This window comes from Pseudomonas tumuqii (assembly GCF_013184545.1).
GTDB classification, from domain to species: Bacteria; Pseudomonadota; Gammaproteobacteria; order Pseudomonadales; family Pseudomonadaceae; genus Aquipseudomonas; species Aquipseudomonas tumuqii.
In genome coordinates, this window is record NZ_JAAOJA010000010.1 from 174,397 (window position 1) to 194,396 (window position 20,000).

At 65.8% G+C, this 20,000-nt stretch carries 18 protein-coding genes; 12 read left to right on the forward strand and 6 right to left on the reverse strand.

Going from position 1 to position 20,000, the window contains the following annotated elements; all coding sequences use genetic code 11:
- The first annotated feature begins 5 nt into the window (after positions 1 to 5).
- The 7 genes from G9C89_RS18345 (at position 6) to G9C89_RS18375 (ending at position 10,654) form a co-directional block, all read left to right on the forward strand.
- Entirely contained in the window at positions 6 to 4,832 is a 4,827-nt protein-coding gene (locus tag G9C89_RS18345) for a PAS domain S-box protein (RefSeq protein ID WP_172150704.1), read from the forward strand.
- Between the two features lie 44 nt (positions 4,833 to 4,876).
- Positions 4,877 to 5,089, forward strand: a complete 213-nt coding sequence (locus G9C89_RS18350) for a hypothetical protein (RefSeq protein ID WP_172150706.1) — start codon at positions 4,877 to 4,879, stop codon at positions 5,087 to 5,089.
- The gene (locus G9C89_RS18355; protein WP_172150708.1) at positions 5,082 to 5,468 is read left to right on the forward strand and encodes a response regulator; all 387 of its coding nucleotides are present in this window, start codon (positions 5,082 to 5,084) and stop codon (positions 5,466 to 5,468) included. The genes G9C89_RS18350 and G9C89_RS18355 overlap by 8 nt, the downstream gene beginning before the upstream one ends.
- Positions 5,461 to 7,116, forward strand: coding sequence for a diguanylate cyclase (locus tag G9C89_RS18360; protein WP_172150719.1), 1,656 nt, complete (start codon positions 5,461 to 5,463; stop codon positions 7,114 to 7,116). The genes G9C89_RS18355 and G9C89_RS18360 overlap by 8 nt, the downstream gene beginning before the upstream one ends.
- A 193-nt stretch (positions 7,117 to 7,309) precedes the next feature.
- Positions 7,310 to 8,599: an NAD(P)/FAD-dependent oxidoreductase gene (locus tag G9C89_RS18365; RefSeq protein WP_172150721.1), complete on the forward strand. Its 1,290-nt coding sequence runs from the start codon at positions 7,310 to 7,312 to the stop codon at positions 8,597 to 8,599.
- A gap of 95 nt (positions 8,600 to 8,694) precedes the next feature.
- A complete protein-coding gene (locus G9C89_RS18370) occupies positions 8,695 to 9,252 on the forward strand; it encodes a helix-turn-helix domain-containing protein (RefSeq protein ID WP_172150723.1) in 558 nt (185 codons plus the stop codon).
- 49 nt (positions 9,253 to 9,301) lie between these two features.
- Entirely contained in the window at positions 9,302 to 10,654 is a 1,353-nt protein-coding gene (locus G9C89_RS18375) for a glutamine synthetase family protein (protein WP_172150725.1), read from the forward strand.
- A 96-nt stretch (positions 10,655 to 10,750) separates the two neighbouring features.
- Here G9C89_RS18375 and G9C89_RS18380 read toward each other — a convergent pair whose 3' ends face one another.
- The 4 genes from G9C89_RS18380 to G9C89_RS18395 all read right to left on the reverse strand — a co-directional run bounded on the left by G9C89_RS18380 (position 10,751) and on the right by G9C89_RS18395 (position 14,038).
- A complete protein-coding gene (locus tag G9C89_RS18380) occupies positions 10,751 to 11,203 on the reverse strand; it encodes a chromate resistance protein ChrB domain-containing protein (RefSeq protein WP_172150727.1) in 453 nt (150 codons plus the stop codon).
- Positions 11,200 to 11,544 carry a rhodanese-like domain-containing protein gene (locus tag G9C89_RS18385; RefSeq protein ID WP_172150729.1) on the reverse strand — a complete coding sequence of 115 codons (345 nt, stop codon included), beginning with the start codon at positions 11,542 to 11,544 and terminating at the stop codon, positions 11,200 to 11,202. The genes G9C89_RS18380 and G9C89_RS18385 overlap by 4 nt, the downstream gene beginning before the upstream one ends.
- A gap of 192 nt (positions 11,545 to 11,736) precedes the next feature.
- Positions 11,737 to 13,101: a chromate efflux transporter gene (gene chrA / locus G9C89_RS18390; RefSeq protein WP_172150731.1), complete on the reverse strand. Its 1,365-nt coding sequence runs from the start codon at positions 13,099 to 13,101 to the stop codon at positions 11,737 to 11,739.
- Positions 13,094 to 14,038, reverse strand: a complete 945-nt coding sequence (locus tag G9C89_RS18395) for a chromate resistance protein ChrB domain-containing protein (protein WP_172150733.1) — start codon at positions 14,036 to 14,038, stop codon at positions 13,094 to 13,096. Before G9C89_RS18395 ends, chrA begins: the two co-directional genes overlap by 8 nt.
- Before the next feature lie 277 nt (positions 14,039 to 14,315).
- Here G9C89_RS18395 and G9C89_RS18400 point away from each other — a divergent pair, with 277 nt between their 5' ends.
- The 4 genes from G9C89_RS18400 to modC all read left to right on the forward strand — a co-directional run bounded on the left by G9C89_RS18400 (position 14,316) and on the right by modC (position 17,765).
- Entirely contained in the window at positions 14,316 to 14,942 is a 627-nt protein-coding gene (locus tag G9C89_RS18400; protein WP_172150735.1) for a class I SAM-dependent methyltransferase, read from the forward strand.
- 229 nt (positions 14,943 to 15,171) lie between these two features.
- Positions 15,172 to 15,930 carry a molybdate ABC transporter substrate-binding protein gene (modA, locus tag G9C89_RS18405; RefSeq protein WP_172150737.1) on the forward strand — a complete coding sequence of 253 codons (759 nt, stop codon included), beginning with the start codon at positions 15,172 to 15,174 and terminating at the stop codon, positions 15,928 to 15,930.
- A gap of 6 nt (positions 15,931 to 15,936) precedes the next feature.
- Complete coding sequence (gene modB / locus G9C89_RS18410) at positions 15,937 to 16,620, forward strand: molybdate ABC transporter permease subunit (RefSeq protein ID WP_172150812.1); 684 nt, start codon at positions 15,937 to 15,939, stop codon at positions 16,618 to 16,620.
- Positions 16,620 to 17,765, forward strand: a complete 1,146-nt coding sequence (gene modC, locus G9C89_RS18415) for a molybdenum ABC transporter ATP-binding protein (protein WP_172150739.1) — start codon at positions 16,620 to 16,622, stop codon at positions 17,763 to 17,765. Before modB ends, modC begins: the two co-directional genes overlap by 1 nt.
- Before the next feature lie 60 nt (positions 17,766 to 17,825).
- On the opposite strand, the gene G9C89_RS18420 is transcribed toward modC, so the two are convergent.
- Complete coding sequence (locus G9C89_RS18420; RefSeq protein WP_172150741.1) at positions 17,826 to 18,776, reverse strand: sigma 54-interacting transcriptional regulator; 951 nt, start codon at positions 18,774 to 18,776, stop codon at positions 17,826 to 17,828.
- Positions 18,777 to 18,847: 71 nt separating this feature from the next.
- A complete protein-coding gene (locus G9C89_RS18425; RefSeq protein WP_172150743.1) occupies positions 18,848 to 19,429 on the reverse strand; it encodes an alpha/beta hydrolase in 582 nt (193 codons plus the stop codon).
- 259 nt (positions 19,430 to 19,688) lie between these two features.
- Here G9C89_RS18425 and oscA point away from each other — a divergent pair, with 259 nt between their 5' ends.
- The gene (gene oscA, locus G9C89_RS18430) at positions 19,689 to 19,871 is read left to right on the forward strand and encodes a sulfur starvation response protein OscA (RefSeq protein WP_172150745.1); all 183 of its coding nucleotides are present in this window, start codon (positions 19,689 to 19,691) and stop codon (positions 19,869 to 19,871) included.
- The last annotated feature ends 129 nt before the right edge of the window (positions 19,872 to 20,000 follow it).

Consider the following 20,000-nt stretch of genomic DNA (forward strand, 5'->3'; position numbering starts at 1 on the left):
CGCGCATGAACCGCGAGGGAAACTCCTCGGCGATCCGCTGGATAGTCGGCCTCGGCAGCCTCGGCCTGGCACTGTTCTTTGCCGGGCTGGGCTGGCTCGCCCTGAGCGAACGGGAAACCTTCTGGCAACTGCAGATGACCAAGCAGGCCGATTTGCAGCGCCTGGCCCTGCATGGCAGCCAGCGCCGCCAACTGGATCAGGCGCAGCTGCTGGCAGAGAGCATTGCCGCCGACTCCTGGGTCATCGAGTTGGTGCGCCAGGCCTATGCCCTGCACAACAGCGGCAAGCCGGATCAGGCCGCCGCCAACGCCATCCGCAACCAGCTCTATACCCGCCTGGCCCCGCGCTGGCGCAACCTGCAGGCCAGCCACCCGTTCAAGCTCTACCTCCACCTCGCGCCCACGGCGCAAGTCTTGCTGCGCGTGCACCAGCCGGAACGCTTTGGCGACCAGCCCGGCGCCCAGCGCGCAATGCTCGCGGATGCCCTGCATGACCGGCAATTCAAGGCCGGTCTGGGGCTTGGCGCCGACAGCCTGGTGATGCGTGCCATTACCCCGCTGCAGGTGGCTGGCACACTCGAGCCCGTGACCATCGGCGCCCTGGAAGTCACCCTGAGCCTGCACAACGACCTGCAACAGCTGGATCAGGAGCTGGATGCCGGCGTCGCCCTGCTGTTCAAACACTCCGCGCGTGCGCCGCCGTTCAGTGGCGAGGTGCTGCGCGGCCTGAGTAACGACAGCGACGACTGGTACCTGGAAGGCTCCTCGCGCGCGCAGATCCAGCGCTGGCAAGCCCAGCGGCTGCTGCCCGCACCCGCCAGCGGCAACACCCTCAAACTGCTCGACGATCAGGGCCATACCTTTTTGCTCAACCAGACCATGCTGCCAGGCTATCGACCCGGAGCGGCGGCCGAGCCAAGCATCCTGGTCACGGCCCTGACCTGGCGCGATATCAGCGAACAGGTCGCGCGCCACCAGAGCGACCAGCGCTGGCTGATCGGTAAGTGGCTGCTGGCCTGGCTCGGCGCCGAAGCCCTGCTCCTGTTGCTGCTGCTGAGCACCCGCCATGCCAGCCAAACCCTGATCCGCCGCCACCGCGACGAGCTGCAGCACAGGCACCAGCAGAGCGAGCAGTCGCGTCAATTGCTGGCCGTCATCGCCCAGGCCCAGGCGGCCTATATCACCGCACAGAACCAGCGCGAAGCCTTCGATGCGCTGCTTGAGCGGATCCTCGACCTGACCGCCAGCCAGTTCGGTTTCATCGGCGAAGTGCTCGAGGATCAACAGGGCGCGCCCTACCTGCACACCTACAGCATCAGCAATATTGCCTGGGACAGCGCCAGTGCCGCGTTCTATGCCGAGCGTTCGGCCCAGGGCATGGAGTTCCGCAAGCTCGACACGCTGTTCGGCCAGGTCATGCGCAGCGGCGAGGCGCTGATCAGCAATGCGCCTGCGCAGCATCCGCACAGTGGTGGTTTACCCGAAGGGCATCCGCCGCTACTGGCGTTTGCCGGCCTGCCCATTCATGCCCATGGCCGCCTGGTGGGCATGCTCGGCCTGGCCAACCGCGCAGATGGCTATCCGCAGAGCCTGGCCGAGCAGCTGCAGCCCCTGCTCGCCACCCTCGGCCAGTTGATCGAGGCGCTGCGCCGCGACGTGCAGCGCGAGCAGGCCCAGCAACACCTGCAGCGCCAGCAGGCGGCCCTGCGCGTGCTCAACGAGATTGCCGCCCTGCCCACCCTGAGCAGTCAGGAGCAGCTGCGCCAGGCTCTGCAACTGGGCGCCAGTTTCTACCAGGTGCCGCTGGCGATCATCAGCCAGATCGAGGCCGAGGATTACCAGGTACGGGTGCAGGTTTCCCCGGCGGGCGCCCTCAGTGACGGCCAGCACTTCCCCCTGGGCGACACCTACTGCAGCCTCACCCTGCACAGCGATGAGGTCCTGGCCATCGAGCACATGGGCCAGTCGGTTCATGCCGCCCACCCCTGCTACCCGCTGTTTACCCTGGAAACCTACATCGGCATCGCCATCTGGGTCGCCGGCCAGCGTTTCGGCACCCTGTGCTTCGCCTCGCCCGAGGCGCGCAGCCAGCCATTCGATGAGGCCGACCGCGAATTTCTCCGCCTGTTCGCCCGTTGGGTCGGCGCGACCCTGGAGCGCCAGCAGCAGGAGCAGACCCGCCAGACCCTGATGGAGCGCCTGGATCAGGCCCAGCGGATCGCCCGCCTGGGCCACTGGCAAGCCAATCTGCAGACCGGCGAGCTGGACTGGTCGAGCACCATCTTCGACATTTTCGGTTATGACGCCGAGGGGTTTGCCCCGAGCGTCGAGGCGTTCCAGGATTGCGTGCACCCCGCCGACCGGGCCCTGGTCGCGGCCAGCGAACAACGAGTGCTGGCGGGCGGCCTGCACGACGTGGTGCATCGCATCGTGCGCCCCGATGGCGAGATCCGCTGGGTGCATGAACTGGCTCGCCTGCAGGCCGACGAACAGGGGCGCATGACCCGCCTGGCCGGCACCGTGCAGGATGTCAGCGAGCTCAAGCAGCGCGAGGCTCAGGTGCAAGAAGCCCGTGCCTTCCTCCAGGCCGTGCTCGATTCGGCTACCGGGGTTGCCATCATCGCCACCGATACCTGCGGGCTGATCAGCCTGTTCAATCCGGGTGCCGAACTGCTCACCGGGTATAGCGCCGCGGAAGTCATCGGCCAGCACTCGCCGATGCTGTTTCACCAGCCCGAAGAGCTGCGTGCCCGCGGCAGCGAACTGAGCCGCGAGCTGGGCCGTGAAATCCATGGTTTCGAGGTGTTCGTCGCCACTGCCCAGGGTAGCGAGGCGAACACCCGGCAATGGACCTATCTGCGCAAGGACGGCGAGCCGCGCCTCGTCAACCTGACGCTCAGCGCCATCCGCAACGAACAGGACAGCGTCCACGGCTACCTGGGCATCGCCACCGATGTCAGCGCCTTGCAGCAGGCCACCCGCGCCCTGCAAAAGAGCGAAAGTCGCTTCCGCGGCATGGTCGCCAACCTGCCCGGCGTGGTCTACCGCTGCCGGCACGACGCCGACTGGACCATGCGCTTCATGGGCGATGAAATAGAGCACCTGAGCGGCTACCCGGTCAGCGACTTCATCGACAACCGGGTGCGCAGCTATGCCAGCGTGATCCACCCGGACGACCGCGCCAGCACCTACGCCATCCAGGAACACATCTTGCGCCAGGACGTGTTCGAGCTGACCTATCGCCTGCAGCATGCCGACGGCCACAGCGTCTGGGTGCGGGAAAAAGGTCGCGGCGAATACGACAGGCAGGGCAACCTGCTGTGGCTGGACGGTTTCATCTGGGACATCAGCGAACGCAAGCAGATCGAAGACGAACTCAAACTCAGCCAGCAACTGTTCAGCAGTGCCTTCAACACGGCCCCCCAGGGCATGGCCCTGGTCAGTCCCGAGGGACGCTTGCTGGCGGTCAACGACGAACTCTGCCGCATGCTCGGCTACAGCCGCGTGCAACTGCTGGCCAGCGACTTTCAGCAGATCACCCACCCCGACGACCTGGCCGCCGACCTGGCGAATGTCGAGGCGCTGCTGGCCGGGCGGAACAACGGCTACCAGATGGAGAAGCGCTACCTGGACAGCCAGGGCCGGACCATCTGGGTGCTGCTCAGCGTGTCGCTGGTGCGCGATGGCGAAGGCCGGCCGGTGCACTTCGTCGCCCAGATTCAGGACTTCAGCGAGCGGGTCGCGGCCGAGCGGGCCATCCGCGAACGCGAACACTACCTGCACACCCTGCTGGACAACGTCCTGGACGCCATCATCACCATCGATGCACAGGGCTGTATCGAGACGTTCAACCATGCGGCGGAAAAACTGTTCGGCTACAGCCTGGCCCAAGTGGCGGGCCACAACGTCAAACTGCTGATGCCCGAGCCGTATCGCTCGGCCCACGATGGATACCTGGCGCGTTACCGGCAAACCGGCGAAACCCGGCTGATCGGCACGGTGCGCGAGCTCACCGGCCTGCGCCGCAATGGTGAATCCTTCGCCATGGAACTGGCCGTGTCGCAAATCAGCCACCAGGGCCAGCGGCGCTTCATTGCGGTGATCCGCGACATCAGCGAACGCAAGCGCGTCGAGCAGATGAAAAACGAGTTCGTCTCCACCGTCAGCCACGAACTGCGCACCCCGCTGACCGCCATTGCCGGCTCCCTCGGCCTGATCAATGGCGGCGTGCTCGGCGCCGTGCCGGCAAGCATGCAGCAGATGCTGACGATCGCCCAGGACAACAGCCAGCACCTCAGCCAGCTGATCAACGACCTGCTGGACATGGACAAACTGGTGGCCGGCAAGATGCCGATCGAGCTGAGCGAACACCCCCTGCAACCGTTGCTCGCCCAGGCCATCGCGCAGAACCAGCCCTATGCCAGCCAGTATCGGGTGAACCTGCAGCTGCTCAATGCCATACCGGCCGCCCAGGTTCGGGTCGACCGCCAGCGCCTGGCCCAGGTCATGGCCAACCTGCTGTCCAATGCGGCCAAGTTCTCCCCCGCCGGACAGTCTGTCGAGGTGGCCGTGCAACAGCGCGGCGAGCAGGTGCGGGTCAGCGTGCGCGACCACGGCCCAGGGATTCCCGAGGCGTTCAAGGCCAGCATCTTCAACAAGTTCTCCCAGGCAGACGCCAGCGACACCCGGCAGAAAGGCGGCACCGGCCTGGGCCTGGCGATCAGCAAGGAACTGATCGAACGCATGGGCGGGCAGATCGGCTTCGACTCGGAGACAGATCAGGGCGCGACCTTCTGGTTCGAACTGCCCCTGGCGAACGGCGCCGAGCTATGACCCGCGCGCCCCGACAAGCGAGGCAGCGGCGCCTCAGATAACGGTTGCAGCGCCCCGACGGCCATGGCCTGGAGCTGCTCGAGGAACTGCGGCGGCTGCATCCGCGCTCGCCGGTGGTGGTACTCTCTGGCTCGGGGCTGTCCGGCGAACAGCTCAGCCAGGTGGACACCGCACTGGGCAAAACTCGCCTGGACACGCAACACCTCCTCACTATTCTCGCGCGCCTGCTGCCCGCCAAGGAGCCCTTCAATGCCTGAACTGTCGCGCATCCTGCACGTGGAAGACGACCCGTCGATCCAGGCGGTGGCCAAGGTTGCCCTGGAGGCCGTCGGCGGTTTCAGGGTGCTGAGTTGCTCGTGCGGCCAGGATGCGCTGGATCAGGTGCAGGGCTTCGCCCCCGATTTCATCCTGCTGGATGTGATGATGCCGGGCATGGACGGCCCGCAAACCCTGGCGAAAATCGCCCAGCTGGTGGATATCGGCCAGATTCCGGTGGTGTTCATGACCGCCAAGGTACAGCCTGCCGAGATCGAGCATTACCGCGGCCTGGGCGCCCGCGACGTGATCATCAAACCCTTCGATCCGATGCAGCTGGCCGCCCAGGTTCGACAAATATGGAACCGTGTTCATGGCTGAACCACACACCCCGACCCGCGAACTGGAGCGCCAGCTGCAACTGCTCGGCGAAAAATTTGCCGAGCGCCTGGCGCAGGAACTGCCCGAACTGGCCAGCAAGGCGCAACTGCTGCAAGCCGGCGACCACCAGGCGCAACTGCAGCAGCTGCGCAGCCTGCGCGATCAATTGCACAAACTGGCGGGCGCGGCCGGCACTTTCGGCTTCGCCAGTATCGGCCAGCGCGCCCACGAACTGGAGCAGCAGGCCATGCACTGGCTGGAAAGCCTGCGCCTGCAGGACCAGGGCCTGCAGGAGTTCATCCAGCAGGTGCAGCAGTTCGCCGCGCAAGGCGTACAGAGCGAGCCGGCGCCGAACAGCCGCGCACGTCCGCAAGCGACGCCGAAAGCCGAGACGGACGTGCACTGCATCTACATTCTCGAGGACGAGACCAGCATCGGCGAGAGCATGCGCCTGACCCTGGGCAACTTCGGCTATCACGCCGAGCACTTCAGCCGTATCGCCGACCTCGACGCGGCGCTGCAACGGCGCCTGCCGGATGCGCTGATCATCGACGTCAACCTCGGCGATAGCGAGCAAACCGGCCTGGCCTACGCCGCCGCTCTGCAACAGCGCCTGGAGCAACCACTGCCGCTGCTGGTGATTACCACCGAGGACGATTTCGCCACCCACCTGGAGGCGGTACGGGTCGGCGCCATGGGTTACTTCACCAAACCGGTGGACATTCCCCAACTGGAGAACCGTCTGGAACGCTGCTTTGCCCAGCAGCAGGGCGAACCCTACCGGGTGCTCATCGTCGATGACGACCACCATCTGGCCAGCCGCTACAGCCTGATCCTGCGCGGCGCCAACATGCTGGTCGAAGTGCTGGAAAGCCCGGCGGGGATCTTCGAGGCCATGAGCCGTTTCAACCCGGAGGTGGTGCTGCTCGACGTCAACATGCCGGACTGCACCGGCCCCGAACTGGCGCAGATCATCCGCTTCAACGACGACTGGCTGCGGGTGCCGATCATCTACCTGTCGGCCGAGACCGATATCACCCGGCAGATGGATGCCCTGATCAAGGCCGGCGACGACTTCGTCAGCAAACCCATCGCCGACAACGCCCTGGTCACCACCGTATTCTCCCGCGCCCAGCGCGCCCGCCTGCTGAGCATCGCCCTGTCCCGCGACAGCCTGACCGGCCTGCTCAAGCATGCCGACATCAAGGAGCAGGTCGGCATCGAACTGGAACGCGCACAACGCAGCGGCAAACCGGCCAGCGTGGCGATGCTGGATATCGACCTGTTCAAGCAGGTCAACGACAGCTACGGCCACGTCGCCGGCGACAACGTGATCCGTGCCCTGGCCAACCTGCTGCGCCAGCGCCTGCGCCGGGTCGACAGCCTGGGCCGCTATGGCGGCGAAGAGTTTCTCGTGGTGCTGCCCGATTGCCCGGCTGCTCAGGCCCGGCGGATTCTCGATGAAATTCGTCAACGCTTTGCCGAGCTGCACTTCATCGCCGGCGGCAGCGAATTCTCGGTCACCCTGAGTGCCGGTATCGCCTCGACCGAACAAGGCGCACACGATGCCGGCGAACTGCTGGAGCGCGCCGACCGCGCCCTCTATGGGGCCAAGCACGGCGGTCGCAACCAGGTCGGCCAATCCTGACCGAACAGCCCGCCGAGACGACGCAGGCGGCGTTATGCCCGCGGCCAATCCCCCCAGGGCCTGCCCGGTAGCACTCATGAACCCCCGCTGTCGGCACAGAACTGACCGGTGCGGCGAGTTGCGGCTTGGCTTTATGAATTAAACAGTGTATTTTTTCATGAAATTAAATATTGTTAATTTCATGAGTCGTGCCGTGTTCAAACAATCCGCCCAGCATGTCGCCAGTTACTACGCGCGCACCTTTCCCGGTCCGATTGCCTTGCGGCCAACCCTGGACGACCGGCTGAACTGCGACGTACTGATCGTCGGCGCCGGCTTCAGCGGCCTGCACACGGCGCTGCGCCTGGCCCTGGCCGGCAAGCGGGTGATCCTGCTGGAAGCCAGCCGGGTGGCCTGGGCCGCCTCCGGGCGCAATGGTGGCCAGGCATTGCTCGGCTGGTCCTGCGATATGCCGCCGCTGGAGCAGGCGCTGGGCCAGGAACGCACCCGCCGCCTGTGGGACAGCATGCGCTGGGCCGCCGCGGAGCTGCGCGAACTGCCGGGGCGGCATGGCTTCGACGTCGACTACCGGGTCGGCAGCCTGTGGACCGCCGTGCAACAGCGGTGCATTGCGCAACTGCGGGAGGCGCAGCACGACGCAGTGGCGAAGTGGGGCTACCCACACATGCGCTTTATCGAGGGCGAGGAACTGCCCGAGTGGATCGCCAGCCCGCGCTACCTGGCCGCGCTCTACGACCCCGAGGCCGCCCACCTCAACCCGCTGAAACTGGCCCAGGGCCTGGCCAGCGCCATCGAGCAGGCCGGCGGACAGATCTTCGAACAGAGCCAGGTGCTGGAGTATCACGAAACCAGCGCCGGCTTTGTCGCCCGCACCGCCCAGGGCGAAGTAGCCAGCGATGTGCTGGTACTGGCCTGCAACGCCTACATCGATGGGCTCGATCGCCAGCTGGCCAGCCGCCTGCTGCCGGTCGGTTCCTACCAGGTCGCCACGGCGGCGCTCGCCCCCGAGCTGGCGCGCTCGCTGCTGCCGCGCAACAGTTGCGTGATCGACAACCAGTTCGTCCCCGATTATTTCCGCCTGACCCCGGACCAGCGCCTGCTGTTCGGTGGCGGCTGCACTTACCTGGGCGGCATTCCCAAAGACGTGGCCAGTGCCACCCGGCCCTATCTGGAGCGGGTATTCCCGCAACTGCGCGGGGTCGAGCTGGAGTTCGCCTGGGGCGGGCATATCGACGTCAGCATGAAGCGCACCCCGGATATCGGCCGCCGGGGCCAGCGCTACTGGCTGCAGGGTTTCTCCGGCCACGGCGTGCTGCCAACCCTGGCCGGCGCCCGCGCGGTAAGCGAGGCGATTCTCGGCGACGAGGAACTGCTGGCGCTGTACCAGGCCATCGGCAACCCGCGCTTCCCCGGTGGCGCGCTGCTCGCCGCGCCGCTGGAGGCCGCCGGCAAGGCCTGGTACCGGCTGCGCGATATCGTCTGAATCCTCAGGCTGGAATACCGCGAAGCGTTTTCCGGCAACGGTCGGTGGATGGAAAAAGCGCCATCCACCCTACAACAGCCTCACAGGAACTCAACATGGACATGCAAGATGAAGTCGAAGGTCTGGCGATCCTGATTCGCGACCTGCGCAAGCACAAGAACCTCACCCTCGGCGAGCTGGCCGAGCGCATCGGCCGCTCGGTGGGCTTTCTCTCCCAGGTCGAGCGTGGCCTGTCGCGCCCCACCGTGGCCGACCTGACTGCGATCAGCGAAACCCTGGGCGTGCCGACCACCTATTTCTACAGCCTGAGCAAGCCGCGCGCACTGCGCTGGGTGACCCGCCCCGGCGAGCGGCGCACGCTCTACTATGCCGGCGGGATCACCGACGTGCTGGTATCGCCGAGCATGTCGGCCGGCTTCTCCATGCTCGAAAGCCATCTGGCGCCCGGCGCCAGCAGCGGCGAAGGGCACCTGGACGACAGTTCCGAACAAGGCGGCTTCGTCCTCGAGGGCGAGCTGAGCATCTGGCTGGGCGACGACCCGCAAGCCGTGACCCTGGGCCCCAACGACAGTTTTCAATTGCCGCCACACAGTCAATTCCGTTACGCCAACCTCACCGACCAACCGACACGGGTGCTCTGGGTGTTCCGCTAAACAGCCGTCCCGTAGCGAAATAGTGCCATTGCCCGCAGGATCATTACGCATGACCACAACAACAAGCTTTCCCGATCTGCTCAGCGAAGTACGCGCCTTCCGCGCCCAGCATCCGGCGGTGCGCTACGTCGACCTGATCAGCCTGGACATTCCCGGGCATTTCTACGGCAAGCGCTACCCGGTCGACATGCTGGAAAAAGTCGCCGCCGGCAGCCCGCTGAAGATTCCGCAGAACTGCGTGCTGCTAGGCGCCCAGGGCGGTCTGCACCCGATTGGCGACTACTGCTTCAACGACGGCGACCCGGATGCGCCGCGCCGCCTGATCCCCGGCACGCTCAAGCCGGTACGCTGGGAAAGCCAACCGCTGGGGCAGATGCTGATCAGCTCCGACGGCACCGCAGCGCCGATCGAATTCGAGCCGCGCGAGGTGCTCGCACGGGTATTGCAGCGCCTGGAAGCACGCGGCATCCGCCCGGTGGTGGCCTTCGAGCTGGAGTTCTACCTGTTCGACCGCGCACTCAAGGATGGCCTGCCGCAATTCCCCCGCGACCCGCTGTGTGGCGATGCCGACGACCAGCCGAACATGCACATCGAACGCCTGTCGCGCTTCTCCGACGTGCTCCACGAGATCGTCGAGGCGGCCAATGAACAGGGGGTCGACGCCAACGTGATCACCGCCGAACTCGGCCCCGGCCAGTTCGAGATCAACTTCGGCCACTGCGACGACGGCCTGCGCGCCGCCGACTGGGCCGCCCTGTTCTGCCGCAGCACCCGCGGCGTGGCGCTCAAGCACGGCCAGCGCGCCAGCTTCATGAGCAAGCCCTATCTGCAGGCGCCGGGCAGCGGCATGCACGTGCATGTCAGCCTGTACGACGCGGCGGACAACAACCTGCTGGCGGCGGACCAGCAGCGCCCGCTACGGCATGCCGTGGCCGGCTGCCTGGAGCTGCTGCCGCACTGCATGCCGATCTTCGCCGCCAACCACAACGCCTACCGCCGCTACGGCGCCATGGTCAACGCCGCCAGCCGCGCCAGCTGGGGTTATGAAGACCGCGATGCGTGCATCCGCATTCCCGAATCGGACGGCCGCAACCTGCGCATCGAACACCGCCTGGCCGGCGCCGACGCCAACCCCTATCTGGTGCTGGCCGCCATCCTCACCGGCATGGAGCACGGCCTGGATGCCCAGCGCGAACCCATCGCCCCGCTCAACGACAATCGCCAGAGCGGCATCGACTTCCCCCAGGACATGCTCGGCGCCGTGGCGGCGATGCGTGACCACCCGGTGGTCAACCAGGGCCTGGGCAGCGAGTTCGTCATGGTCTACTGCGAGAACAAGCGCCAGGATCATCTGGCCTTCATGCATGACCTGAGCGCGCGCGAGTACCGCTGGTTTCTCTGAGGAGCAGCGCCTTGGTGCCTCTCAAGCGGCCGGTTGGCGGCCGCTTAAGGGGTGGTGTAAACGTATCGAGGGGGGGCATAAGGCCGTCGCTGCCAGTCACATCTGCGGCGGCCAGTTATGCGACTCGCCCTGGCAATCCTTGCACCAGGCATACAACGCGTCGTACAGGACCAGGCCGTGACGCAGCATGTCCTGGTCGTCGGCGAAGGCATGCGACAGCCCCAGCGAGATGGCATACAGGCCCGCCGATTGCGGGCTGAGGTCGAGTCGCGAGGTATCGGCGCCGCGGACGATCTGCGCCAGTTGCGGCAAGGCCGGGTCGGTCAGCCGGTACTTTTTCAGGAATGCGTCGAAGCTGCATAACTCGCCTTCGTGGGACAGTTCGACGCCCGGTATGTCATAGGGCGTGGCGTTCTGCTCGCGCGCCAGACGCAGCACGTCGCCACTGGGCACATAGAGGAACTCCGCCTCGGCATCGATGAACCGGCTAATCAGCCAGGGGCAAGCAATCCGGTCGATCTTCGGCCGTTCACGGGTTATCCACTTCATGGAGCACCTCCTGCCTGGTTGGCCAGGCTCTGGATGGGCCGGCCGGCGCCGCGCCAGCCGGCGAAACCGTCGATCAGGTAACGCGCATCGAGCCCCATCGCCTGCAGCGTGGCGGCGCAGCCCTGGCTGATCTCGTGGCCCTGGGCGCAATACAGGACCACCGGCCGATCCCGCGGGATCTGCTCCTTCCAGGTGAACAGCGCGTCTGGATCGCGCCACTGCGCTGCGGCAATTTCCGTGGCGTCGACCAGGCGCACGGGCGCCCGGCGGACATCCAGCAGGGTGAAGCGCCTGCCCGCCGCTTGCCATTCCGCCAGTTCGCACATCGAGATACGGCTCATCGCACACCTCCTCAGAGCTTGTGAAAATATCGAGCGCCGTAGCGAGAGCGTCTCCAGGTGTTCGCGGCCAGGCGCGCTACGCGAAAAATGGGGGAGTTTAGTGAGCTAAATGACCCCGTTTTTTGCGTAGCGCAACGCCAGCAGCGGGCGCCTGGGGGCGGTCGCAGTAGGCGAGAGTTTTTTCACAAGCTCTCAGTTCAGCAACATATGCACCAGCAAACCCACCAGCGCACAGGCGCCGATCACCTCGATCACCCCGCGCTTGAACCTGAACAACGCCACTGCCGCCGCCAGCGCGATCAGCGCCGAGGGCCAGTCGAAGGTGCCGCTGAAGCCTTGCGGCCAGAGCACGTGATAACCGAAGAACAGCGCCAGGTTGAGGATCACCCCGACCACCGCGGCGGTGATGCCGGTCAGCGGCGCGGTGAACTTCAGCTCGCCATGGGTCGACTCCACCAGCGGCCCGCCGGCGAGAATGAACAGGAACGACGGCAGGAAGGTGAACCAGGTGACCAGGGTCGCCGCCAGGGCGCCGGCGATAAACACCTGCTCGGGGCCGAACACCTGCTGCACATAGGCGCCGACGAACGCGACGAAGGCGACCACCATGATCAGCGGTCCCGGCGTGGTTTCGCCCAGCGCCAGGCCATCGATCATCTGGGTTGGCGTCAGCCAGGCGTAATGGCCGATGGCGCCCTGGTAGACGTAGGGCAGCACCGCGTAAGCGCCGCCGAAAGTCAGCAGCGCCGCCTTGGTGAAGAACCAGCCCATCTGGGTCAGGGTGCCCTCCCAGCCGTACAGCCAGGTCAGCAGCCCCATCGGCACCAGCCAGAGCACAGCGCCGGCCGCCGCGATCAGGGCCAGGCGCGAGGCGCGAAACCGTGCATGGGCGGGTGTCGGCGTGTGGTCATCGATCAGCGCCGGGCCGAAGGATTTATCCGCAGCCGCATGGCCACCGCCGATGCTGAACTGCTCCGGCAACAGCCGCCCGCCGAGATAGCCCAGCAGCGCCGCGCCGAGCACGATCAGCGGGAACGGCACGTTGAGGGCGAAAATGGCGACGAAGGACGCCGCGGCGATGCCCCACAGCCAGTTGTTCTTCAGCGCCCGCGAACCGATGCGCCAGGCGGCCTGCAGGACGATGGCGGTGACCGCCGGCTTGATCCCATAGAAGATCCCCGCCACCAGCGGCACGTCGCCGAAGGCGATATACACCCAGGACAGGGCGATCAGGATGAACAGCGACGGCAGCACGAACAGCGCCCCGGCGATCACCCCGCCCCAGGTGCGGTGCATCAGCCAGCCGATGTAGGTGGCCAGTTGCTGGGCCTCGGGACCGGGCAGCAACATGCAGTAGTTCAGCGCATGCAGAAAACGCCGTTCGGACAGCCAGCGGCGCTTTTCGACCAACTCGTGATGCATGATGGAAATCTGCCCGGCCGGGCCGCCAAAGCTGATCAGGCCGAGCTTGAGCCAGAACAGAAAGGCCTCGACCAGGCTGACGGGCTCGACACGCGCACGCTCGGGCGCGGGGTGTGGCGTGGCATCGTTACTCATCGCTACTGGCTTCCTCGGCGAAGGCGACCAGCAGCCCGTCGAACACGACGTGCGCGCTGGCCAGCAGTTGATCGTCGTCGGCAATCGATTGGCGCAGCCCCGCCAGGACCTGCTCGACACCACTGGCCTCGGCTGGCTGCTGGCCACCGACATCGAGGTAGTGGACCACGCCGGCAATGCGTCTCAGCCCGGGCTCGTGCAGGGCGAAACTGTCTTGCAGGGTTTCGAAGGTCACCCGGTTGCCGACATGGCTGAACGTCGCGCCATCGAAGTCGAACCCCAGCGCATCGGCCGGGCAATCCGCGGGCGAGTCCAGCCAGAGGATGCGCCCGGCGGGATCGATGAAGCGCTTGATCAGCCAGGCGCTGGCCAGACGATCGACCCAGGGCCGCTTGCGCGTCGCCCAGATCCGCCCCTGGTAATCGCCACGGCTGAGCAAGGCAATCGGCAGCTCCTGGCCTGTCGGCTCGTCCGCCGAAAGCGCACGGCTGAGGGCACTTTCCAGCTCCTGCAGCGCCGTGTTCACTTGTGGCCCGGCTTCACCGGGGAAGAAATCGATGGCGGTCAGATTGGCCAGGGTTTTGCGCAGCTTGCGTACCCGCCGGGTGGCCTCGAGTGCGTTGTCCGCACCGAGCTGGGCGCGACAGTCCTCGATATCCGCCCACAACCTGGCGTATTCCTCGCGACGCTCGAACAGCTCGACGAAGCGCTCACCCTCGGGATCTCGCACCGGCAGCAGATAGGCCGTGCCGTTGATCGCGCGGATATCGCGCTCGACCGCCTGCAACGCCTCGCGGCACAGCGGCCGGTCGGGCAGCAGGTACACCCCGTCGCGCAGCACCGCGGCACCATTGGCCTTCAGCGCGCGCCAGGCGCGCATACGGGCCGTGGCATTGGCGGTCGGCAAGGCGATCACCAGAGAGAGCCAATCTTTCATGTAGAGCTTAAAACTCTTTAAGTATTTATCTCTACACTAAACCCTTCGCCAGCGAAAAAGAAGCCCCTCTGCGAATCATCTGCGGGGTCAGGCCGAAACCCTTTGCCGGCAACCCAGCTCGCAGGTTGGGCCGAGCGCGCAAGGCGTACTCGCAGCATGGCCGAGCCCATTGCACCTGGGGCGCTCGTCCGGCGGAGCGGCGGCAACTATCGAATCAACCCGCGGCGTGACGGATAGGTTCTAATATCACCTCTGGTTCCGCCCAAGGCCCGCCCGCATGATGCTCAGCCCCGACGACCTCGCCCAGATCAGCGCCCTCACCCTGCAGCATTATCAGCAGTGCGCCGAGGAGTTCCGCGAGGGCACCCGCGATCACGATGTCAGCCAGAACATCGCCGCCCTGCTCGGGCATATCCTGGCCGAGCCGCCCTACCGGATTCTCGATTTCGGCTGTGGCCCGGGCCGCGACCTGCGTACCTTCAGCGCCCTCGGCCACACGGCCATCGGCCTGGACGGCTGCCCGCGCTTCGTCGAGATGGCCCGCACAGACAGTGGCTGCGAGGTCTGGCAGCAGGACTTCCTCGCCCTCGATCTGCCCGCCGCGCAGTTCGACGGCATCTTCGCCAACGCCGTGCTGTTCCATATCCCCAGCCAGGCACTGCCGCGGGTACTGGATCAGTTGTACGCCGCGCTCAAGCCGGGCGGCGTGCTGTTCAGCTCCAACCCGCGCGGGGAGAACCAGGAAGGCTGGAACGGCGAGCGCTACGGCGCCTACTACGACCTGAGCAACTGGCAGGCGCTGCTGAGCGCTGCCGGTTTCGTCGAACTGCAACACTACTACCGTCCGCCCGGTTTGCCGCGCGCGCAACAGCCCTGGCTGGCCAGCGTCTGGCGCCGCCCGTGAGCCGCGCTTATGTACGCCAGCTAACGGGCGGGCGGGCGAACTCGCGCCCCCTGCGCTAAAGCCCGAGCCAGCCGCTGCCGGACAGTCACTTCGCAGGCAACGGCCACGCCATTGCTGCCGACTCCTTTGGCCAGCTTCCGCCTAGCGTTGTATTTCTCTGTATATAACGAAAGGTGCAGGCTAAAGTGCACAGGCGCTGCCGGTAAACCAAGGTTCAAGGAGCCATGTGATGACTGAACGTACCCCTCGCACATGCCTGGCGCTGTTCGCCGGCCTGGCCTTCTGCGCCAGCGCGCTGGCCGAGGAAGTGCAGGTGGCGGTGGCTGCCAACTTCACCGCGCCGCTGCAAGCGATTGCCCGCAAATTCGAGAAAGAGACGGGGCATAACGTGGTCGCCTCTTTCGGCGCCACCGGCCAGCTGTATGCGCAGATTCAGCATGGCGCGCCTTTTGAGGTGTACCTCGCCGCCGACGACAGCACCCCAGCCAAGCTGGAAAGCGCAGGACTTGGGGTTGCCGGTTCGCGCTTTACCTATGCGATGGGCAGCCTGGTGCTGTGGTCGGCCAAGGCTGACTACCTCGACGGCAGCGATGCGGTGCTCAAGCAAGGCCAGTTCCAGCACCTGGCCATCGCCAACCCGAAAGCCGCGCCTTACGGCCTGGCCGCGACCCAGGTGCTGGATAAACTCGGTTTGCGCGCCGCGCTGCAAAGCAAGCTGGTCGAGGGCCAGAGCATTACCCAGGCGCTGCAGTTTGTGTCGACCGGCAACGCCGAACTGGGCTTCGTCGCGCTGTCGCAGGTATTCAAGGACGGTCAGCTCGGCAGTGGCTCGGCCTGGATAGTGCCGCAAACCCTGTACGCGCCGATCAATCAGGACGCGCTGCTGCTCAAGCAGGGCCAGCACAATCCCGCGGCCCGCGCCCTGCTCGAGTACCTGCAAGGTCCGCAAGCGGCGGCCATCATCACGTCCTACGGCTACAACCGCTGAGGTAGCATCGCGATGCCCCTGACCCAAGCCGACTTCGACGCCGTCCTGCTGACCCTCAAGCTGGCCTCGCTGACCACCGTATTGCTGCTGTTGATCGGCACGCCGATCGCCTGGTGGCTGGCACGCACCGGCTCCTGGCTGAAGCAGCCGATCGGCGCCATCGTCGCCCTGCCGCTGGTGCTGCCACCGACGGTGATCGGTTTCTACCTGCTGGTGAGCATGGGCCCGCACGGCTTTATCGGTCAGCTGACCCAGAGCCTCGGCCTCGGCACCCTGACCTTCACCTTCAGCGGGTTGGTGATCGGCTCGCTGTTCTATTCGCTGCCCTTCGTCGTGCAACCGCTGCAGAACGCCTTCGAGGCCATCGGCCGTGCGCCGCTGGAGGCGGCGGCGACCCTGCGCGCCAATCCCTGGGACGCCTTCTTCACGGTGGTGCTGCCGTTGGCCAAACCCGGTTTCATCACCGCGGCCATCCTCGGTTTTGCCCACACCGTCGGCGAGTTCGGCGTAGTGCTGATGATCGGCGGCAATATCCCCGGCAAGACCCAGGTGGCCTCGGTGCAGATCTACAACCATGTGGAAACCCTGGAATACGCCCAGGCCCACTGGCTGGCGGGCGGCATGCTGGCGTTCTCCTTCATCGTATTGCTGGCGCTCTACTCGGGCCGCCGCGTCAGGCAGGGCTGGTAATGCTCAAGCAACTGTTCGGCGGCCAGCCGCTGGTGGGGCCGGCCCAGGCCGCGGAGAAGCTGATCCGCGCGCGCTTCAAGATCGAGCGCCCGGGCTTTGCCCTGGATGTCGACCTGTGCCTGCCCGGCCGCGGCATCAGCGCGCTGTTCGGTCATTCGGGTTCGGGCAAGACCAGCTGCCTGCGCTGCTTCGCCGGCCTGGACCAGGCGCCCGACGGTTATCTCGAGGTCAATGGCGAGCTGTGGCAGGACAGCGCAAACGGCCAGTTCGTCGCGCCGCACCAGCGCGCGCTGGGTTACGTGTTCCAGGACGCCAACCTGTTCGCCCACCTGTCGGTGCGGCGCAACCTGGAGTACGGCCGCAAACGCATCCCCGCCCACAGTCGCCGGGTGCCGCTGGAGCAGGCGGTCGAGCTGCTCGGCATCGGCCATCTGCTGCAGCGCATGCCGGACAATCTCTCCGGCGGCGAACGCCAGCGCGTGGCCATCGCCCGCGCCCTGCTGACCAGCCCACGCCTGCTGCTGATGGACGAACCGCTGGCCTCGCTCGACCTCAAGCGCAAGCTGGAGGTGCTGCCCTACCTGGAACGCCTGCACGAGGAGCTGGACATCCCGATCCTCTATGTCAGCCATTCGCCCGACGAGGTGGCGCGCCTGGCCGATCACCTGGTGGTGCTGGATGAAGGCAAGGTGCAGGCCAGCGGGCCGCTCAAGGAAACCCTGCTGAGGAGCGATCTGCCCTTTATGTTCGAGGAGGATGCCGAGGCCGTGGTCGATGGCATCGTCAGCCACTACGAGCCGGACTATCGACTGCTGAGCATCCGCCTGAGCGGCACTGACGCCGTGCTGCAGCTGACCCATGCGCCCCTGGCCGCGGGCAAGCCGGTGCGGGTGAAAATCAAGGCGCGGGACGTCAGCCTGAGTCTGCAGCAGGCCCAGGACACCAGCCTGCTCAACCTGCTACCGGCGCGGGTCGAACACTGGCTGGCGCTGGATAACCAGGCGCAGATGCTGGTCGGCCTGCGGGTCGGCGATGAGCGGATGATCGCCCGCATCACCCGCTACTCCTTCGACAGGCTGGGCATCCATGCACAGCAGGCGCTGTGGGTGCAGGTCAAATCCGTCTCGCTGCTGGCGTCCGATTGAACGCAGCGGCGCAGCGCTGGTGAACATAGCGAGCGCCGTTGCGTGTTTTTTCACAACCTCTCAACCCAGCAGCTCGTCCAGACGCTGGCCGGCGCGCTGCAAGACCTGCTGCAAGGCAACCAGTTGCGATGCATCGGCGGCGTCCAGCAGCTGCTGCAGATCGGCTGCGAGCTGCGTCAGCGGTTCCTTCCGGCCCGGCAGATTGAGGTGCTGCGGCAGGATTTCCGCACCGCTGCTGACCAGCAGGGCGAAGTGGATGACGTTTTCCAGCTCGCGGGTGTTGCCCGGCCATGGATGGCGCTCCAGCAGTGTCTGCGTCGCCAGGCCGATGGCCGGCAACGGCAGCCCCAGGCGCTGGGCATAGATGCCGAGGAAGTATTCCGCCAAGGGCAGGATGTCGCCGGGGCGCTCGCGCAGGGCTGGCAGGTTCAGGCGGCCATCGCCCAGGTAATGCAGCAACCGCGGGTTGAACTTGCCGGCCGCCACGGCCTGCGCCAGATCGATGCTGGTGGCCGCCAGCAGGCGCACATCCACCGGGCTGGCCTGCGCCGCGCCGACGCGCAGCACCTCGCCGGTTTCCACGGCGCTGAGCAACTGCGCCTGCAGCGCGAGTGGCAGGTCACCGATTTCATCCAGGTACAGGGTGCCGCCATTGGCCGAACCGAACCAGCCGGCGCGGCTGCTCATCGAGCCCTGATAGGCACCGGCGGCATAGCCGAACAGCTCGGCTTGCGCATGCTTGACGCTCAGGCCGCTGCAACTGAGCGCGACAAACAGCCCCGGGCGCTCGCTGGCACGGTGGATATAGCGGGCGAGCAGCTCCTTGCCGGTGCCGGTTTCGCCCTCGATCAACAGCGGCAAGGGCTGGCTGGCCAGCTGCTCGACCCGATCGCGCACCTGGCGCGAACGCGGATCGATAAACACCAGCGCCTTGGCACGGATGCTCAGCGGGCTTTTCTCGGCGTCGGGGAAGGTCAGCAACGGCTGATTAGTGTCCGGTGGCTGGCGCATGGATAGCTCTCTTCAGGCAGGCCGCAATGCAACCCGTTACGGTCGATGAAAGGGCAAACGGTGCTCGCTGCTCAGGCGCGACGGCGGGCGTGTTGCTCGATGCGGCAGTGCAACCGATAGAGATAGGCGAAGCCCTGCTCCCAATGGCGATGCCCGGACTTCACGTTGATATGCCCGGCGCCACTCAGAATCGCCGCCTCGCTGCCCCAGGCAGCGGCCAGTTCGAGCGCGCGCGCGGCGCTGGCGGCGGAGTCGTTGTCGGAGCCGACCAACTGGCTGGGAAACGGCAACAACTGCCGGGGGATCGACGCGAAATTCTGCAACGCCTGCGGGCAGTTGCTGCGCTGGACATCCGCCGGCGCCACCAACAGGGCACCACGCACCCGCCGCAACAACTCGACCGGCGCACGCGCTGCCCAGTGCGCCACGGTGATGCAGCCCAGGCTGTGGGCCACCAGGATCGCCGGGCGCGGATCACTGGCGATGCTGCGGGCCAATTCGGCTACCCAGTCGTCAAGACGCGGCGCCATCCAGTCGGCCTGCTCCACCCGCGCGCTGTTCGGCAGGCTGCGCTGCCAGTGACTTTGCCAATGCTCATCGGCTGAGCCTTGCCAGCCCGGCACTATCAGGTAACGGATCGCTTCGTTGCGCATCGTACGCGCCCCCACAGGTTGCAATGGTGTGCAGTGTAGGCAGGCCGGACCAAGCATAAAAAGAATAAGAAATTATTTACTTATTCCATAATCGCTATATTGCTTACACCGAGACTGCACCATACATATACCAAAAAAGAATATAAATGTTATTAAACAGTATTTTTAAGAATACAGAAGCCTGCCTAGTATCCGCTCCACACCCGCTGGCAGAGGGTCTGCCACAGACAGTCACGGGGACCTGCCAAGGAGCACAGACATGACCGCACCCCTTCGTAACCTTGAAGGCCAGGACGAAGCGAGCATCTTGCGCGAGATCCACAACGCCCTGCACGGCCTGAAATTCGGCGCGGTGGAAATCACCGTGCACAACGGCCAGGTGGTGCAGATCGAACGCAAGGAAAAGTTTCGCCTGCAGCCGCCGGCCGGCAAGCACGCCTGAGCCGAATCCCGCGTAACCCCATAACCCCGCAAGCCCGACTGGACCACCGGAGGGCGTGACCATGAGAAGAGCCGAGACCATGAACACGCACCGGTACTGCAGCTGTCACCCGCGAATGTGCAGCTGATT

Coding starts and splice junctions, on each gene's coding strand:
- G9C89_RS18345 (WP_172150704.1), top strand. CDS start 6: ATGAACCGCGAGGGAAACTCCTCGGCGATCCGCTGGATAGTCGGCCTC.
- G9C89_RS18355 (WP_172150708.1), top strand. CDS start 5,082: ATGCCTGAACTGTCGCGCATCCTGCACGTGGAAGACGACCCGTCGATC.
- G9C89_RS18360 (WP_172150719.1), top strand. CDS start 5,461: ATGGCTGAACCACACACCCCGACCCGCGAACTGGAGCGCCAGCTGCAA.
- G9C89_RS18370 (WP_172150723.1), top strand. CDS start 8,695: ATGGACATGCAAGATGAAGTCGAAGGTCTGGCGATCCTGATTCGCGAC.
- G9C89_RS18375 (WP_172150725.1), top strand. CDS start 9,302: ATGACCACAACAACAAGCTTTCCCGATCTGCTCAGCGAAGTACGCGCC.
- G9C89_RS18380 (WP_172150727.1), bottom strand. CDS start 11,203: ATGAAGTGGATAACCCGTGAACGGCCGAAGATCGACCGGATTGCTTGC.
- G9C89_RS18385 (WP_172150729.1), bottom strand. CDS start 11,544: ATGAGCCGTATCTCGATGTGCGAACTGGCGGAATGGCAAGCGGCGGGC.
- chrA (WP_172150731.1), bottom strand. CDS start 13,101: ATGAGTAACGATGCCACGCCACACCCCGCGCCCGAGCGTGCGCGTGTC.
- G9C89_RS18395 (WP_172150733.1), bottom strand. CDS start 14,038: ATGAAAGATTGGCTCTCTCTGGTGATCGCCTTGCCGACCGCCAATGCC.
- G9C89_RS18400 (WP_172150735.1), top strand. CDS start 14,316: ATGATGCTCAGCCCCGACGACCTCGCCCAGATCAGCGCCCTCACCCTG.
- modA (WP_172150737.1), top strand. CDS start 15,172: ATGACTGAACGTACCCCTCGCACATGCCTGGCGCTGTTCGCCGGCCTG.
- modC (WP_172150739.1), top strand. CDS start 16,620: ATGCTCAAGCAACTGTTCGGCGGCCAGCCGCTGGTGGGGCCGGCCCAG.
- G9C89_RS18420 (WP_172150741.1), bottom strand. CDS start 18,776: ATGCGCCAGCCACCGGACACTAATCAGCCGTTGCTGACCTTCCCCGAC.
- G9C89_RS18425 (WP_172150743.1), bottom strand. CDS start 19,429: ATGCGCAACGAAGCGATCCGTTACCTGATAGTGCCGGGCTGGCAAGGC.
- oscA (WP_172150745.1), top strand. CDS start 19,689: ATGACCGCACCCCTTCGTAACCTTGAAGGCCAGGACGAAGCGAGCATC.